Source organism: Streptomyces sp. V1I1, from assembly GCF_030817355.1.
Classification (GTDB): domain Bacteria; phylum Actinomycetota; class Actinomycetes; order Streptomycetales; family Streptomycetaceae; genus Streptomyces.
The window spans coordinates 4,164,522-4,181,903 of the sequence record NZ_JAUSZH010000001.1; the positions used below are offsets into that span (position 1 = coordinate 4,164,522).

A 17,382-nucleotide genomic window follows, 5' to 3' on the forward strand; every position below is an offset into this window, starting at 1 on the left:
TTCGCCGGTTGTTTCGTCCTGATTGGGAAGATCTAGTCCGATGAAGGGGATCGCGGGGGGCTGACAGTCGTCCGCGAAGGGCGGCGCTGCGAGGACGTCCGGACGATCAGTTCGGTAGGTATCACCTGCTCGACCGGCCGGTCTTCGTCGATTCCCTCGATGGCGTCGATGAGGAGCTGGACGACCGCAGTGCCGATTCTGCGTGGTTTGAGCGAGAGCGTGGTGATGGGTGGCTCGGTGGTGGCGTACACGGTCGACTCACTGCAGCAGATGAGCAGCAGATCGTCGGGGACTCGCAGTCCGTACCGCCGGGCGGCGGCGAGGAGATCGGTGCCGTTGGGGTCGAAGAGTCCGTAGACCGCGTCGGGCCTGTCCGGGCGGGCGAGCAGCCGGTCGGCGGCGACGGCGCCGGCGCACGGGTCGTGGGCGGGGTAGGACTCGTAGACCGGGTCCTGGCCCACGCGCTCGCACCAGTTCAGATAAGCGGTGGTGGACAGGCGGGTGTAGGTGTCCGTGGTGGTGCCGGTGAGCAGGCCGATCCGGCGGGCGCCGGCGGCGGCGAGATGGTCGAGCAGATCGAGTACGGCGGTTTCGTGGTCGTTGTCGACCCAGGCGGTGACCGGGAGCGTGCCGGCCGGGCGGCCGTCGGAGACGACGGGGAGGCCCTGGCGGACGAGTTCGGTGACGACGGGGTCGTGGTCGGAGGGGTCGATGACGACGGTGCCGTCGAGGGCGACGTTCGACCAGACGTCATGGCGTGAGGTGGCGGGGAGAATGACGAGGGCGTAGCCGCGGGCGAGCGCGGCGGAGGTCGCGGCTCTCGCCATTTCGGCGAAGTACGCGAACTCTGTGAAGGTGAAAGGTTCATCCCCGTACGTCGTCACGGTCAGGCCGATCAAGCCCGACTTTCCGGTACGGAGCGTTCGGGCCGCGGCGGAGGGCCGGTAGCCCAGCCGGTCGGCGACCTCGCGGACATGTCGGCGGGTGGCGTCCGGGAGCCGGCCCTTGCCGTTGAGTGCGTCTGAGACAGTCGTGATGGAGACTCCGGCTGCGGCGGCCACGTCTCGGATGCCCGCCCGACTCCGCCTGCTGCCCCGCCGGGATGTCTCCGTCCGGCTCACCTGGTGCTTCCCTGCTGCTGTCATGGCGAGCCGATAGTAGGGCTCGCGTGGGCGGTTGAGCCGGTCGCATATTCACTCGTTGACAGGCACGTTTCTGCATGATCGTTCTTACTCAACCGCCTTGGAAATCAAGGGACTTGAGTGATCATCCCATAACGTCTCGGGTGTGGAGAGGTGCAGGCCTCTCGAATGGTCGATGTTGCGAAGAGGTCTCAACTCACTAGTACGGGCGATGCGCGCCACGGAGCGAGCTACCGGCGCACGCTATGGGAGAAGGCGCTCCCCCCTTTCCCGGACGCTGCCGTTCGCAGTGGCCGGGAATCCTCATAAGGTGAGAAGTATTCGAAGCTGCTGATTGCAACTGATGGCACGAGGAGGACCTGCGGTGAGCGAGACGAGCCCCAAGCTGCGCGCCGAGCTGGACGGCATTCCCACCTATAAGCCGGGCAAGCCCGCCGCTGCAGGCGGCCCGGTCGCGTACAAACTGTCGTCCAACGAGAACCCTTATCCGCCGCTTCGGGGTGTGATGGAGAGCGCGATCGCCGCGGCGCAGAGTTTCAATCGCTACCCCGACATGGCCTGTACCGGTCTGATGAATGAGCTGGCTGACCGCTTCGGCGTGCCCGTGACGCACCTGGCCACCGGCACCGGCTCGGTGGGCGTCGCTCAGTCGCTGCTGCAGTCCACTTCGGGCCCGGGCGACGAGGTCATCTATGCCTGGCGGTCCTTCGAGGCGTACCCGATCATCACCCGGATCAGCGGGGCGAAGCCGGTGCAGGTGCCGCTGACCGCCGGTGACGTGCACGATCTGGATGCGATGGCCGACGCGATCACCGACCGGACCCGGCTGATCTTCGTCTGCAACCCCAACAACCCGACCGGCACGGTGGTGCGCCGGGCGGAGCTGGAGCGGTTCCTGGACCGGGTGCCGTCGGATGTCCTGGTGGTGCTGGACGAGGCCTACCGCGAGTTCATCCGCGACGCCGATGTCCCGGACGGCACCGAGATCTACCGCAACCGCCCCAATGTGGCGGTGCTGCGCACCTTCTCCAAGGCATACGGCCTGGCAGGGCTGCGGGTCGGCTTCGCGATCGCTCATGAGCCGGTGGCCGCCGCGCTGCGCAAGACCGCGGTCCCCTTCGGCGTCACGCAGCTCGCGCAGGACGCGGCGGTCGCCTCGCTGCGTGCCGAGGACGAGCTGCTGGGCCGGGTCGGCTCGCTGGTTGCCGAGCGCACGCGGGTGTACGACGGGCTCGTCGAGCAGGGCTGGACCGTGCCCGAGACTCAGGCGAACTTCGTCTGGCTGCGGCTCGGCGACCGTACGGTCGACTTCGCGGCGGCCTGCGAGAAGGCCGGCGTCGTGGTGCGGCCGTTCGCGGGTGAGGGTGTACGGGTCACCATCGGGGAGAACGAGGCCAACGACATCTTCCTGCACACCGCCGAGGCGTTCCGCAAGGAGATCTAGCCGGTCCAGGGCAGCTGCCCGGCGGGCCATCAGACACGTGTCTGCACCCGCCGGCCCAGCAAGCTGTTGAAGTTCTTGGGGAGAGACACCCGAAGAGGTACCCCCGCTCGAAGGTTCGGATTTCGTATGAGCCATAATGCTTGTGAATGTGAACGCGTTCACAAGCGTGCCCTGATCATCCAGAGATCGGTCGGATTAAAGGGGTAAACCGCCGCTGTGGCCATGGCGATGTAAGGAGAAGACGACGTGGACCTAGCTCTGGCGCCGGAAACCTTGGCGCGATGGCAGTTCGGCATCACCACCGTCTACCACTTCCTCTTCGTCCCCCTGACGATCTCGCTCGCCGCGCTCACAGCCGGCCTGCAGACCGCCTGGGTGCGGACGGAGAAGGAGAAGTACCTCAAGGCCACGAAGTTCTGGGGCAAGCTCTTCCTGATCAACATCGCCATGGGTGTCGTCACCGGCATCGTCCAGGAGTTCCAGTTCGGCATGAACTGGTCCGACTACTCGCGCTTCGTCGGTGACATCTTCGGCGCCCCGCTCGCCTTCGAGGCGCTGATCGCGTTCTTCTTCGAGTCCACCTTCATCGGGCTGTGGATCTTCGGCTGGGACAAGCTGCCCAAGAAGATCCATCTGGCCTGCATATGGATGGTGTCGATCGGCACCATCCTCTCCGCGTACTTCATCCTGGCCGCCAACTCCTGGATGCAGCACCCCGTCGGCTACCGGATCAACGAGGAGCGCGGGCGGGCCGAGCTCACCGACTTCTGGCACGTGCTGACCCAGAACACCGCGCTCACCCAGTTCTTCCACACCATGACGGCCGCATTCCTCGTCGGCGGCGCCTTCATGGTCGGTATCGCCGCCTTCCATCTGGCGCGCAAGAAGCACATCCCGGTGATGCGCACCTCACTGCGGCTCGGGCTGATCACCGTGATGGTCGCCGGACTGCTCACCGCGGTCAGCGGTGACCTTCTCGGCAAGGTCATGTTCAAGCAGCAGCCGATGAAGATGGCCGCCGCAGAGGCGCTGTGGGACGGCGAGGCGCCGGCTCCCTTCTCGGTCTTCGCGTACGGAGACGTCGACGCCGGCCACAACAAGGTCGCCATAGAGGTGCCAGGGCTGCTGTCCTTCCTGGCCAACGACGACTTCGACTCGTACGTCCCCGGCATCAACGACGTCAACAAGTCCGAGCAGGAGAAGTTCGGGCCCGGCGACTACCGGCCCAACATCCCCGTCGCGTACTGGGGATTCCGCTGGATGATCGGCTTCGGCATGGCGTCCCTCACCATCGGGCTGATCGGTCTCTGGCTCACCCGGAAAAAGTTCATGCTGCCGCCGGGGTTGCGGACGGGCGAGGACGAAGTGCCGCATCTGGTGCTCTTCAAGAACCAGGCGCTGAACCCCAAGCTCACCAAGTGGTACTGGATCGTCGCCCTCTGGACCATGCTCTTCCCGCTGATCGCCAACTCCTGGGGTTGGATCTTCACCGAGATGGGGCGTCAGCCGTGGGTCGTGTACGGAGTGCTGCGCACCCGCGACGCCGTCTCCCCCGGCGTCTCGCAGGGGGAAGTGCTCACCTCGATGCTCGCCTTCACCCTGCTCTACGCGGTGCTCGCCGTCATCGAGGTCAGGCTGCTGGTGAAGTACATCAAGGCCGGACCGCCCGAGCTCACCGAGGCCGACCTCAACCCGCCCACCAAGATCGGCGGCGACGACCGTGACGCCGACCGGCCGATGGCCTTCTCGTACTGAGGCCCTGAGGAGCTGCTGAGGCATGGAACTTCACGACGTCTGGTTCGTACTCATCGCCGTCCTGTGGATCGGCTACTTCTTCCTCGAAGGCTTCGACTTCGGGGTCGGCGTCCTGACCAAGCTGCTGGCCCGGGACCGGACCGAGCGGCGGGTCCTGATCAACACCATCGGACCCGTCTGGGACGGCAACGAGGTATGGCTGCTGACCGCGGGCGGCGCGACCTTCGCCGCCTTCCCCGAGTGGTACGCCACGCTCTTCTCCGGCTTCTATCTGCCGCTGCTGCTCATCCTGGTCTGCCTGATCGTGCGCGGAGTCGCCTTCGAGTACCGGCACAAGCGGGACGAGGAGCGGTGGCAGACCAACTGGGAGCACGCGATCTTCTGGACTTCGCTGGTGCCGGCCGTGCTGTGGGGCGTCGCCTTCGGCAACATCGTGCGGGGCGTGAAGATCGACGGGCAGAAGGAGTACGTCGGCAACTTCTTCGACCTGCTCAACCCGTACGCGATGCTGGGCGGGCTGGTCACACTGACCCTCTTCACCTTCCACGGTGCGGCGTTCACCGCGCTGAAGACGGTGGGGGACATCCGGATGCGGGCCCGCGCTCTGGCGCTGAAGCTTGGGCTGCTCACCGCCGCGCTAGCGCTCGGTTTCCTGAGCTGGACCCAGGTCTCGCGCGGTGACGGCAGCAGTCTGGTCGCGATGATCGTCGCGGTGCTGGCGCTGGTCGGGGCCGTTGTGGCGATCAAGGCGGGCCGCGAAGGCTGGTCGTTCGCCCTGTCGGGAGTGACGATCGTGGCCGCGTTCGCGATGCTCTTCCTGACGCTCTTCCCCAACGTCATGCCGTCCTCCCTCAATGAGGAGTGGAGCCTGACGGTCACCAACGCCTCGTCGAGTCCGTACACCTTGAAGATCATGACCTGGTTGGCAGGCATCGCCACGCCGCTGGTGCTGCTCTACCAGGGCTGGACGTACTGGGTGTTCCGCAAGCGGATCGGTACGCAGCACATCGCCGATGCCCATTAGTGGGGGATGTTTCACGTGAAACCGATCGACCCACGTCTGCTCCGGTACGCCCGGGCCACCCGTCGCTTTCTGATCGCGGTGGTGCTCCTCGGACTTGTCGGGGCGTCGCTGGTCGTCGCCCAGGCGATGCTGATCGCCGAAGTGGTGGTGGGGGCCTTCCAGAAGGGGCTCTCCACCTCCGGCCTCGGTATGCCGCTGGCGCTGCTGGCGGCGGTCGCGGTCGGCCGGGCAGTCGTGTCCTGGCTGACCGAACTGGCCGCGCACCGGGCGAGCGCGGCGGTCAAGTCGGAACTGCGCGGGCGGCTGCTGGAGCGGGCTGCCGAGCTGGGGCCGGGCTGGCTGAGCGGACAGCGCACAGGCTCGCTGGTGGCGCTCGCGACCCGCGGTGTCGATGCGCTGGACGACTACTTCTCGCGCTATCTGCCGCAGTTGGGGCTCGCGGTGGTGGTGCCGGTGGCGGTGCTGGCACGGATCGTGACCGAGGACTGGGTCTCGGCGGCGGTCATTGTGGTGACGCTGCCGCTGATTCCGCTGTTCATGGTGCTCATCGGCTGGGCCACCCAGGCGCGGATGGACCGCCAGTGGCGGCTGCTGTCCCGGCTGTCGGGGCACTTCCTGGATGTGGTCGCCGGTCTGCCGACACTGAAGGTGTTCGGGCGGGCGAAGGCGCAGGCCGAGTCGATCCGGTCCATCACCTCGGAGTACCGGCAGGCCACACTGCGGACGCTGCGGATCGCGTTCCTCTCGTCGTTCGCGCTGGAGCTGCTGTCGACGCTCTCGGTGGCGCTGGTGGCCGTCGGCATCGGGATGCGGCTGGTCCACGGGGACCTGGATCTGTACACGGGGCTGGTGATCCTGATCCTGGCGCCCGAGGCGTATCTGCCGATCCGGCAGGTGGGGGCGCAGTATCACGCGGCGGCCGAGGGGCTTTCGGCCGCGGAGGAGATCTTCCGGGTACTGGAGACCGAGCCGCGGGCGGGCGGTACCGGGGAACCGGGCACGCTGCGGCTGGAGTTGGACGGGGTGACCGTCCGCCATACGGGGCGCAGCGAGGCGTCGTTGAACGCGGCTTCGCTGGTGGTGGAGCCCGGCGAGACGGTCGCGCTTGTCGGGCCGAGCGGCGTCGGAAAGTCGACGCTGCTTGACGTACTGCTGGGGTTCGTGGAGCCGGCCGAGGGGCGAGTGCGGGTCGGCGGCGCGGATCTCGCCAGTCTTGATCTGGACCGGTGGCGGGAGCGGATCGCCTGGGTGCCGCAGCGCCCGTATCTCTTCGCGGGGACGGTCGCGGAGAACCTACGGCTGGCGCGGCCGGACGCCGATGAGACAGCGGTGCGGGAAGCGCTGCGGGACGCCGGCGCGTACGACTTCGTGACCGCACTCCCCCAGGGTGTGGACACTCTGCTCGGGGAGGACGGCGCGGGGATCTCGGCCGGTCAGCGGCAACGGCTCGCGCTGGCCCGGGCGTTCCTCGCTGACCGGCCGCTGCTGCTGCTCGACGAGCCGACGGCGGCGCTGGACGGGGAGACGGAGGCGGGCATCGTCGACGCGGTACGGCGGCTGGCGGAGGGGCGGACGGTGCTGCTGGTGGTCCACCGCCCGGCGCTGCTGGCCGTGGCGGACAGGGTGGTGGAGCTGCGGGCGCCTGTGAGCGCCGTGGGAGGGGGCTCGGTCGAGGGGCTGCGTCCGGCTTCGCTGGACGGTACGGGAGAGGGCTCGGTCGAGGGGCTGCGTCCGGCGGCTTCGCCGGAGGGCGCGGGAGGGGGCTCGGTCGAAGGGCTGTGTCCCTCGGCTTCGCCGGAGGGGGTCAAGGAACTGCATCCCTCCGGGTCCGACTTGGCTGCCCTTGCGCGGGTACGGGGGATGGCCGGGGAGCTGCGGGGGCGCTTCGCGCTCGGGCTGCTGCTCGGCAGCCTCGCTCTGGGATCCGCGGTGGGGCTCATGGCCGTATCCGGCTGGCTCATCTCGCGCGCCTCCGAGCACCCGCCGGTGCTCTATCTGATGGTGGCCGTGACTGCGACCCGGGCCTTCGGTATCGGGCGGGCCGTCTTCCGGTACGCCGAGCGGCTCGTCTCGCACGACGCCGTGCTGCGGATGCTCGCCGAGCTGCGGGTCGCCGTCTACCGCAGGCTCGAGCGGATCGCGCCCGCCGGGCTGCGGCAGGCCCGGCGCGGCGATCTGCTGTCCCGGCTCGTTGCCGATGTGGACGCCCTGCAGGACTACTGGCTGCGCTGGCTGCTGCCCGCGGGCGTGGCCGTCGTCGTGGGAGCGGGGTCCGTCGGCTTCACGGCGTGGCTGCTGCCCGAGGCCGGGGCGGTGCTCGCCGTCGGCCTCCTCGTCGCTGGGGTGGCCGTCCCGCTGATCAGCGGGACCTGTGCACGGCGGGCCGAGCGGGAACTCGCCCCCGCGCGCGGGGCGCTGGCCATCCGGGTCGTCGACCTCCTGCGCGGGACCGCCGAACTGACCGTCGCCGGAGCGCTGAAGGGCCGGCTGGACAAGACGCGGGAGGCCGACCGGTGGCTGACCCGGATCGCCTCGCAGGGCGCCGCGGCCACCGCGCTCGGCGGCGGGCTCTCCGCGCTGGCCTGCGGGCTGACCGTCGTGTGCGCCGCGTTCGCCGGGGTGCAGGCGGTGCGTGACGGGCGGCTCGACGGGGTGTCCCTGGCGGTCGTGTTGCTCACTCCGCTCGCCGCGTTCGAGGCGGTCACCGGGCTTCCGACGGCAGTGCAGTACCGGCAGCGGGTCAAGCGGAGCGCCGAGCGGGTGTACGAGGTGCTGGACGCGCCCGTCCCCGTACACGAACCGGAGTCGCCACTCACCCCGCCCGGGACGGCATTCCCGCTCGAAGTGCGGGGCCTTCGGGCCCGGTACGCCGGGCAGGAGCGGGACGCACTCGACGGCGTCGATCTGACGCTGACCGCGGGGAAGCGCATTGCCGTCGTCGGGACCTCGGGGTCGGGGAAGACCACCCTTGCGCAGGTGCTGCTCCGCTTCCTGGATGCCAGGGAGGGGGCGTACACGATCGGCGGCGTGCAGGCGGCCGCGCTCGACGGGGACGCGGTCCGGCGCTTCGTCGGGCTGTGTGCGCAGGACGCGCATCTCTTCGACAGTTCCGTACGGGAGAACCTCAGGCTCGCGCGTACGGCGGCGACGGAGGACGAGCTGAGGCAGGCGCTGGGCAGGGCGAGGCTGATGGAGTGGGTCGACGCGCTGCCCGACGGCCTCGACACCCTCGTCGGCGAGCACGGCGCGCAGCTCTCCGGCGGTCAGCGGCAGCGGCTGGCGCTCGCCCGCGCGCTCCTCGCCGACTTCCCCGTACTCGTACTCGACGAGCCCGCCGAGCATCTCGATCTGGCGACGGCGGACGCGCTGACGGCGGATCTGCTGACGGCGACCGAGGGGCGGACGACGCTGCTGATCACGCACCGGCTGCAAGGCCTGGACGCCGTCGACGAGATCGTCGTCCTGGAAGCGGGGCGGATCGCGCAGCGCGGTTCCTACGCCGAGCTCGCCGCGGCCGAGGGTCTGCTGAGGCGGATGCTGGAGCACGAGCGGGCGGCGGACCTGCTCGGTACACGGTCCTCCGGGTGACCGAGCTGCTGGAAGCCATGCGCTCCGTCGGCTGCGGCCCGGGGATCAAGGAGGACGGCGGGGGTACGACGGTGTCCTGGCAGGCCCTGCGCTAGTCCGGACGGGGCGGGAAATCCCGCACGTCGGCGGGAAACTGAGCCAGGTGGCGGTACGACACCTCACGGGTACCAGGAATCGCCGCGGCTCCGGGCGATTATCCGAGGATGCGCTTGAGACACCGCGACCGGCTGCTGCTCGTCCCGGTTCTGCTGTGCGCGCTCCTTGGCCCGAGCGCGCCCGAGGCCATGGCGTCCGACGGGCCGCAAGCCAGCACCAGCGCCGAGGTGGCGCAGCTGTTCGAGGACGCGGCGAAGGCCACCGCGACCTACGAGCAGGGCAGGCGGAGGGCCGAGGTACAGCGCGACAAGGCGGACGGGCTGCAAATGCAGCTGAACGAGCAACGGGATGAACTCGAAACGATCCGCGACGAGGTGGGCAGCGTCGCCCGCGCCCAGTACCGCACCGGCGGGACGCTCGCGCTCACTGCGCAGCTGCTGCTCGCCAGGAACCCCGACGAAATGCTCCGCGGACGGCGGCTGGCCTGGCAGGCGGGGCTGGCCGTGAACCGGTTGCTCGGCCGGGTCGGGCAGGCCAACCGCAAGCTCACCCTGGTCGAGGGGAAGGCCCGGGCCGCCCGGCGCGAGCTCGATGCCCGCGAGGCGCAGCTGGCGACGATCAAGCGGTCCATCGAAGCGAAGCTGGAGGCCGCGCAGTGGAAGCTGCAGGCTGAGGCGGACCGCAGCGTAGCGGCAGGCACGTGTTCGGGCGCCGTAAAGCTCGGCCGCAGCGGGGGCAAGCCGCCGCGGGGTGCGGCGTGGGTGGCGCCGGTGGAGAAGTACGAACTGTCCGCCGGGTTCAACAGTGCCGGTGAGCGCTGGGCGAAGCGGCACACCGGCCAGGACTTCGCGGTGGGCATCGGGACCCCGGTGCGGGCGATCGGGGCGGGCCGGGTGATCTCCGTCTCCTGCGGCGGCGGCTTCGGAATCGAGGTCGTCGTGCAGCACCCGGGCGGCTACTTCTCGCAGTACGCGCATCTGGCGGCGGTCACCGTCGACCAGGGCGATCGGGTACGCATCGGGCAGTGGATCGGACAGACCGGTACCACGGGCAACTCGACGGGGCCGCACCTGCATTTCGAGGTGCGGCTCACGCCGTATCTGGGGTCCGGGGTGGATCCGGTGGCCTGGTTGAACGCGCGCGGCGTCTGGCTCTAGCAGGTCGCCGCTAAACGTTCTTGAGGATCTGCTCGATGACGACCGCCACGCCGTCATCATTGTTGGCGACAGTCCGTCCGGAGGCCGCGGCGATCACGTCCGGGTGCGCGTTGCCCATCGCGTACGAGGTCCCGGCCCAGGTCAGCATCTCCACATCGTTGGGCATGTCCCCGAAGGCGACGACCTCGTCGGCGGAGATCCCGCGCTGGGCGCAGCAGAGCGCCAGCGTGCTGGCCTTGCTCACGCCCAGACCGCTGACCTCGAGCAGCGCGGTCGGGCTGGAGCGGGTGAAGGACGCGAGCTCGCCGGCGGCCGTACGGGCCAGGGTGAGGAAGCCGTCGGGCGTCAGCTCGGGGTGGTGGGCGAGCAGCTTGATCACTGGGGCGCCGGCGTCGGGATGGTCCTCGTCGAGCAGCTTCTCTGCGGTGGCGACGGTCGCGCCCGGGTCGAGATGGAAGGGCGGGTAGTCCGGCTCGTAGTGGATGCCGGTTGTCAGCTCGACCGCGAAAGAGGTGCCGGGAGCGGCGTCGCGCAGGGTCCGTACGACATCGAGGGCGATGCTCCGCTCCAGGGCGCGGACCTCCAGCAGCTTGCCGCCGGCGTGCAGATCCACGACGGCCGCGCCATTGGCGCAGATGGCCAGCCCATGGCCGTGAACATGCTCGCTGACGACGTCCATCCAGCGGGCCGGCCGTCCGGTGACGAAGAAGACCTCGATCCCCGCGTCCTCGGCGGCGGCGAGGGCGGCGATCGTACGGTCGGACACGGACTTGTCGTCGCGTAGCAGAGTGCCGTCCAGGTCAGTGGCGATCAGCCGGGGGGCAGCGGGCAGCGGGAAGGGATCGGTAGCTGAGGTCACAGATCCATTCTCCCGTACGCCCGCGCACGGGCGTGCGACAGGGCGCACATTTGAGTGTGCACGCGGCACTCCGGGGGCACGTACGCTCGATGCATGCGTTTGAGTACCGTGATCCTCCCTGTTCGCCCCTGGCACAACGGTGGCCGCGACGAGTGGCTCCGAGCCGAGCAGCTCGGCTTCCACACCGCGTACACCTACGACCATCTGTCGTGGCGGTCCTTCCGCGACGGCCCTTGGTACGGCGCGGTCCCGACGCTGACTGCCGCGGCCGCCGCCACCGAGCGGCTGCGTCTCGGCACCCTGGTCACCTCGCCGAACTTCCGGCACCCGGTGACCCTCGCCAAGGAGCTGATCTCGCTCGACGACATCTCCGGCGGACGGATCACGCTGGGAATCGGCGCGGGCGGCATGGGCTTCGACGCGACGGCGCTGGGTCAGGAGGCATGGACACCGCGTGAACGGGCCGACCGGTTCGGCGAGTTCGTGCCGCTGCTCGACCGGCTGCTGACCGAGGACTCCGTGACGTACGAGGGGACCTTCTACTCGGCGGTCGAGGCCCGCAACATCCCCGGCTGTGTGCAGCGGCCCAGGCTGCCCTTCGCCGTCGCGGCCACCGGGCCGCGCGGGCTGAAGCTCGCGGCGAATCACGGGCAGGCATGGGTGACCACCGGCGACCCGAAGCTGTTCGAGACGGGCACGCCCGAGCAGTCCGTCGAGGCCATCCGCGGGCAGATCGAGAAGCTCGGCAAGGCGTGTGCGGACATCGGCCGGGATGTGGCCGAGCTGGACAAGATCCTGCTCACCGGCTTCACCCCGGAACCCGGCCGCGTGCTGGAGTCCCTCGACGCCTTCGTCGACTTCGCGGGCAGGCACTTCGAGCTCGGCTTCACGGAGATCGTGCTGCACGCTCCGATCCCGGACTCGTACTTCGCCGCGGACCAGGCGGTCTTCGAGCAGATCGCGACGGAAGGCCTCGCTCAGCTGACCCGCTGAGCCGGGCCTCGTGGAGGGACGGCCCCATGGCGTCCACCCCCTGACGGCGGCCTACGCGCCGGGGAAGCGCAGAAACTCCGGCGGTACGGCCTCGGTGAGCCAGACGCCGTTGGTGCTGACGTGGAAGAGGTGGCCCGCCTGATGCATCGCCCCGGCGTATACGGAGAGGACGACGGGGCGGCCGCGGCGGGCGCCGACGCGGGTTGCGGTCTCGCGGTCGGGCGAGAGATGGACATGGTGGCGCTTCATCGGGCGCAGGCCTTCGGCGCGGATTGCCTCCAGGCTGCGGGCCACGGTGCCGTGGTAGAGGTATGCGGGCGGCTCGGCCGGGGGGAGGTCCAGATCGACCTCGACGGTGTGGCCCTGATTGGCACGGATGCGCGTGCCGTCGATCGTGAAGCGCTGCTTGTCGTTGACGGCCACGACATGGTCGAGCTCGGCGCGGGTGAACAGGAAGCCGTGCGCGGCCGCGGCCCGCATCAGCTCGTCCACCGCCACCCAGCCGTTCTCGTCGAGTGTGATGCCGAGCCGGTCCGGCTGGTGCCGCAGATGCTTCGAGAGGTACTTCGACACCTTCACGGTGCGTTGTTCATCGGGTCTTGCGTTCATGTCGTCAGCGTGCCCGTCGGCTCGGTCCGGCGCCACCGAAAAAATCGCGCTACAGGTTTGATCCACAGCCAACTGTAGTTATCCACAAGGGAATTGGTGTTTCTGTGGACAACACGGCGCCGATTCAAGCCCTTTGGTCAAATTGCTTGGAATCACCGTCCTTTGAGGTCAGGGCGTCCAATGTCCTTGCCTGTACCTCTCGTTCGGCCGCGGCCGTGATGAAGGCGGCCGCGTTCTCCTGACCAACCAGACGGTGTACCGCCCGGATTGTCTCCGGCGGCAGCGTCACCGAGCGCGGCTCACTGTCCGTCGGCGGCGGCCCCTCGGCACCCAGGTGCTGCTGCAGATGCCGGGTGGCGAACGTCCGCATGGCCCGCGCCAGTTCGGCATCAACCGTCTGCTGCGCGAGCGGCCGCAGCCGCCGGACCAGCGACGCCGCCTCGGCCGCATCAGCGTCGGTCGGCGGCCGGTGGCCCAGATAGCGGGCGAAGACATGCTCGGTGGTGAACTCCAGGAAACGGGACGCTATGTGCTCCACCTGACCGCGAAGTTCCCGCAGATGACCGGAGATTGCCGAGAGCGGCACCCCCGCCGCGTACAACTCGGCCGCCACCGCGAGCTCTTGAGGGCTGGGCACCAGGAATTCGTCGTCATGCCCCGGGATCCGCTCCAGCACACCGAGGTCCACCGCCTCCGCGACGGCCGCCTCGTCCGGCTTCCCGCCGAACTTCCCGTCCAGCTCGGCGCGGGTGATCCGGGCCGCCTCCTCGTCCGTCCACGGCCCCTGCACCTCGGCGACCAGGCCGAGCACCCCACCGAGCCCCCTCCCGGCGTCCCAGGCCTCCAGCAACTCCTTGATCGAAGCCAGGGTGTAGCCGCGGTCGAGCAGGTCTGCGATCTGCCGCAGCCGGGCGAGGTGTGTGGAGCCGTACACATTGGCCCGCCCTCGCCGCTCCGGCTTCGGCAGCAGTCCGCGGTCCTGGTAGGCGCGGATCGTACGGACGGTGGCGCCGCTGTGGTGCGCCAGATCCTCGATCCGGTACTCGGCTACTGGCTGCTCGGACAAGCCCGCTCCCTGGATGACAGCTCGATGACAGGCCGCCTACGACAAGGCGGCACGGCCCACCGCCCCCGCCGCGGCGCGGGCCGCGGGCGAAGTCGCGAGATAGTCGACGGCCTTGCGCAGCGAGCCCTCCTGCGAGGGATGGTACGACCCCCGGAAGTAGCGGGGTATGGCCGCGCCCAACTCCCGCCAGGTGGGCAGCAGCCCCTTGCCGACGGCGCGGTTGTGCTCGCGCAGTGAGTACCGCAGCCGGCCGGCGAGCTGTGGATCGTGCCGGATCAGATAGGCCGTGCCCCACACCCACAGCCAGAGCAGCACGGGCGCGGTGACGACCATGCCCTCGACACGGCGGGCATAGCGCGGCAGCCCCTCGCCGCCACAGTGCTGGTACATGTCGAAGGCGACGGCTCGGTGTTCGACCTCCTCCGCGCCGTGCCAGCGCAGCAGATCCAGCATGATCTCGTCGGCGTCCGCCCGGTCGAGCCCCTCGGCATGCAGCACCCAGTTGCCCAGGACCGCCGTGAACTGCTCGATCGCGGCGATGATCGCCAGCCGGAAGCGCAGCCACTCCCGGGCCGGTATCGGCACTCCGAACGGTGGCTTCTCGCCGAGCAGTTTCTCGAAGAGGAGCTCGACGTACTTGGTGAATCCCTGGGTGTCGAGCCGTTGCGCGGCCAGGTGGTCCAGTACGTACGCGTGCTGCACGCTGTGCGTGGCCTCCTGGCCCATGAAGCCCTTGACGTCCTTTCGCAGTACCGGGTCGCCGACCAGCGGCAGAGCCTCCTTGAAGACCTTGACGAACCACCGCTCGCCGGCCGGCAGCAGCAGATGCAGCACATTGATGACATGGGTGGCGGTGGGCTCGTCCGGTATCCAGTGCAGCGGGGTCCTGTCCCAGTCGAACGAGACCCGGCGCGGCGTGATGGGGTAGCGGCCGATGTACTCCTCGGCGCTCACAGCGGCGGCTCCGATCGGGCGATCGCACGCAACGTCCGGGGCATGAAGCGGGACATGAAGTGGGCGCCGCGGGCTTCGGGCGTCACCGGCACCACCGCCTGGTTCTTCACGACGGCGCGCAGGATCGCGTCGGCGACCTTCTCCGGCGGGTAGTTGCGCAGTCCGTACAGCCGGGCGGATTTCCGCTGGCGCCGCTTCTCCTCCACCGCGTCCACTCCGGCGAAACGCGCGGTGGAGGTGATGCTGGTGTTGACGAAGCCGGGGCAGATCGCGGAGACCCCGATCCCCTGCCCGGCGAGCTCGGCACGCAGGCACTCGCTGAGCATCAGCACCGCGGCCTTGGAGGTGCTGTACGCGGGCAGTGTCTTGGACGGCAGATAGGCGGCCGCCGACGCGATGTTGACTATGTGGCCGCCCTGGCCACGTGCGGCCATCTGCCGGCCGAAGAGCCGGCAGCCGTGGATGACGCCCCACAGATTGACGTCGAGGACCTTCTTCCAGTCCTCGGCGCTGGTCTGGAGGAACGAGCCGGCCAGGCCGATGCCCGCGTTGTTGACCAGGACGTCCACGACTCCGTACTCGGTGGCGACCTTGCCGGCGAGTTTCTCCATCGCCTGCTCGTCGCTGACGTCGACCGTCTCGCCCCAGGCCCCGGGCGCGCCGATCAGCCGCGACATCTCCGCGGTCCTGGCCGCACCCTCCGCGTCCCGGTCCACGGCCACGATCCGCGCCCCCGCCTCGGCGAACGCGAAGGCAGTCGCCCGCCCGATGCCGCTGGCCGCGCCCGTCACCAGGACGAGCTGCCCCCCGAACCGCTCGGCATACAGGCCGCGGGCCACGGTCTCCCGCGCGGCCACCCCGGCCGCGCTGTCCTCGTTGGCCAGGACGAACTCGCCGATCCAGGCCGACAGCTGGTCCGGTCTGGTGCGCGGCGCCCAGTGCTTGGCGGGCAGCGAGCGGCGGATCAACTGCGGTGCCCACTCGCCCAGTTCGTCATAGAGCCGCTCGGACAGGAAGATGTCACCCGTCGGCGTGATCAGCTGCACCGGAGCCTGGGCGTACGCGTCGGAGCGCGGGCGGCGCAGCCGCGCGCGGACGTTGTCGCGGTAGAGCCACGCGCCGTGCGCCGCGTCCTGCGGCAGCGAGGGCGTGGGGTAGTCACCGCCGGGCACTTTCTCCAGCCGCTGCAGGATCCTGGGCCACCGTTTGCCCAGCGGCCCGCGCCAGGCGAGCTCCGGCAGCATCGGCGTATGCAGCATGTACACGTACCAGGATTTGGCGCCCTGGCCGAGCAACTGGCCGACCCTGCGGGGCGTGGGCCGGCTCATCCGCTTCTTGATCCAGTGGCCGAAGTGGTCCAGGGACGGTCCTGACATCGAGGTGAAGGAGGCGATCCGGCCCTCGGTGCGCTTCACGGTCACGAACTCCCAGGACTGCACCGACCCCCAGTCATGGCCGACCAGATGCACCGGCCTGTCCGGACTCACCGCGTCCGCGACAGCCAGGAAGTCGTCCGTCAGCTTTTCCAGGGTGAAGCCGCCGCGCAGTGGCGTCGGCGCGGTCGAGCGGCCGTGCCCCCGGACGTCGTACAGCACCACGTGGAAGCGGTCAGCCAGCCGCTCGGCGACCTCCGACCACACCTCCTTGCTGTCGGGATAGCCGTGCACAAGCAGCACGGTCGGCTGCGTCGCGTCACCCAGCTCCGCGACGCAGAGCTCGATTCCGCCCGTACGGACCCAGCGCTCCCGCGCCCCCTTGAGACTCACGCCGACTCCTCCGCCCAGCGCCGCACATGCGGCAGATCGTCGTCCAGCCAGAACGCGCTCTGCTCCGGGTCCTTGGAGTCGGTGACCACCAGGATCTCCTCGAACTTCGCGCCCGTACCCCTGAATCCGAGATGCGGCTCGACCGCCCACAGCCCCGGCCGGGGCGGGTGGTCGGAGAATTTGTACGGACTCCACAGCGGCGACCAGCCGTCCCGGTGGCCGTGCAGCGCATCGCCCGCAAGCCCCTTCAGCGACTGTGTGCCGAACCCGAAGAGATGCGGTGACCAGCGCCGCTCCTTCACCCGGTCGATCTTGTGGGCGATCACACCGAAGGGATACGCGCGGTGCCGGTTGGCATACCCCTGCCGGACCATCAGCCGGTCCACGTCCTCGTAGATCTCGCGCAGCGAGCGCCGCTCCCGCACCTCGCGCAGTATCAGCTCGCGGTGCGCCTCCAGATCGGCGAGCAGTCTGTTGTGCACAGGGCTCGGGCCGAGGCAGCCGGAGTACCCGATGTCCGCGGTGTAGCCCTTGTAGACCGGGGCCATGTCGAGGATGAAGGGCATGCCTGCTTCGAGGACGCGGTTGGTCGGGAAGAACTGCAGCGGTACTCGGAAGCCGACGAAAGCCGTGCGGTCCCCGAACCAGGCGAAGGGGAGGTGGAACCAGTCGCGCACACCCCGCTCCCGCAGCCACTCGCGCTGCATCCGCGCCGCCCCGCGCTCGGTCACCCCGGGCTTGAGCTGCGCCGCGACCGCCTCCGCGCATTCGTACGCGAGGCGCTGCACTTCTCTGAACCCCCGCAGTTCCGCGGTCAGTTCGCTTGCTGCTGCTGAGGTCATGCCACCTGCCCGTCCATCCATCCCGAGTGCGGTACGTAGCCGTAACTTGACACTGATGAATGTGACAATGCCCGGCGGCTGCGTCAA

At 69.3% G+C, this 17,382-nt stretch carries 13 protein-coding genes; 6 read left to right on the forward strand and 7 right to left on the reverse strand.

Features of this window, described 5'->3' with window-relative positions:
* Positions 1-32 precede the first annotated feature (32 nt).
* On the reverse strand, positions 33-1,145 hold the full coding sequence (locus QFZ67_RS19570; protein ID WP_307662375.1) for a LacI family DNA-binding transcriptional regulator: 1,113 nt from the start codon (positions 1,143-1,145) through the stop codon (positions 33-35).
* Between the two features lie 361 nt (positions 1,146-1,506).
* Here QFZ67_RS19570 and hisC point away from each other — a divergent pair, with 361 nt between their 5' ends.
* The 5 genes from hisC (at position 1,507) to QFZ67_RS19595 (ending at position 10,206) form a co-directional block, all read left to right on the forward strand.
* Positions 1,507-2,586: a histidinol-phosphate transaminase gene (gene hisC, locus QFZ67_RS19575; protein ID WP_307662376.1), complete on the forward strand. Its 1,080-nt coding sequence runs from the start codon at positions 1,507-1,509 to the stop codon at positions 2,584-2,586.
* 246 nt (positions 2,587-2,832) lie between these two features.
* Positions 2,833-4,341 (forward strand): cytochrome ubiquinol oxidase subunit I, encoded by a 1,509-nt coding sequence (locus QFZ67_RS19580; protein ID WP_307662377.1) that lies wholly within the window; start codon positions 2,833-2,835, stop codon positions 4,339-4,341.
* Positions 4,342-4,363: 22 nt separating this feature from the next.
* On the forward strand, positions 4,364-5,365 hold the full coding sequence (cydB, locus tag QFZ67_RS19585; protein WP_307662378.1) for a cytochrome d ubiquinol oxidase subunit II: 1,002 nt from the start codon (positions 4,364-4,366) through the stop codon (positions 5,363-5,365).
* A 15-nt stretch (positions 5,366-5,380) separates the two neighbouring features.
* Entirely contained in the window at positions 5,381-8,953 is a 3,573-nt protein-coding gene (cydD, locus tag QFZ67_RS19590) for a thiol reductant ABC exporter subunit CydD (protein WP_307662379.1), read from the forward strand.
* Between the two features lie 203 nt (positions 8,954-9,156).
* Complete coding sequence (locus QFZ67_RS19595) at positions 9,157-10,206, forward strand: M23 family metallopeptidase (RefSeq protein ID WP_307662380.1); 1,050 nt, start codon at positions 9,157-9,159, stop codon at positions 10,204-10,206.
* A gap of 10 nt (positions 10,207-10,216) precedes the next feature.
* Here QFZ67_RS19595 and QFZ67_RS19600 read toward each other — a convergent pair whose 3' ends face one another.
* Positions 10,217-11,065 carry a Cof-type HAD-IIB family hydrolase gene (locus tag QFZ67_RS19600; RefSeq protein ID WP_307662381.1) on the reverse strand — a complete coding sequence of 283 codons (849 nt, stop codon included), beginning with the start codon at positions 11,063-11,065 and terminating at the stop codon, positions 10,217-10,219.
* A 93-nt stretch (positions 11,066-11,158) separates the two neighbouring features.
* Between QFZ67_RS19600 and QFZ67_RS19605 the strand changes: the two genes are divergently transcribed.
* Entirely contained in the window at positions 11,159-12,058 is a 900-nt protein-coding gene (locus QFZ67_RS19605) for an LLM class flavin-dependent oxidoreductase (RefSeq protein WP_307662382.1), read from the forward strand.
* 51 nt (positions 12,059-12,109) lie between these two features.
* Here the strand turns inward: QFZ67_RS19605 and QFZ67_RS19610 are convergent, their stop codons facing one another.
* From QFZ67_RS19610 to QFZ67_RS19630, 5 genes are all read right to left on the reverse strand, one after another.
* Positions 12,110-12,667, reverse strand: a complete 558-nt coding sequence (locus tag QFZ67_RS19610; RefSeq protein WP_307662383.1) for an RNA 2'-phosphotransferase — start codon at positions 12,665-12,667, stop codon at positions 12,110-12,112.
* A gap of 124 nt (positions 12,668-12,791) precedes the next feature.
* A complete protein-coding gene (locus QFZ67_RS19615; protein WP_307662384.1) occupies positions 12,792-13,733 on the reverse strand; it encodes a MerR family transcriptional regulator in 942 nt (313 codons plus the stop codon).
* A 36-nt stretch (positions 13,734-13,769) separates the two neighbouring features.
* Complete coding sequence (locus QFZ67_RS19620) at positions 13,770-14,687, reverse strand: metal-dependent hydrolase (protein WP_307662385.1); 918 nt, start codon at positions 14,685-14,687, stop codon at positions 13,770-13,772.
* Positions 14,684-16,453, reverse strand: a complete 1,770-nt coding sequence (locus QFZ67_RS19625) for an SDR family oxidoreductase (RefSeq protein WP_307662386.1) — start codon at positions 16,451-16,453, stop codon at positions 14,684-14,686. Before QFZ67_RS19625 ends, QFZ67_RS19620 begins: the two co-directional genes overlap by 4 nt.
* Positions 16,450-17,295, reverse strand: coding sequence for a M24 family metallopeptidase (locus QFZ67_RS19630; protein WP_307662387.1), 846 nt, complete (start codon positions 17,293-17,295; stop codon positions 16,450-16,452). Before QFZ67_RS19630 ends, QFZ67_RS19625 begins: the two co-directional genes overlap by 4 nt.
* Between the last annotated feature and the right edge of the window lie 87 nt (positions 17,296-17,382).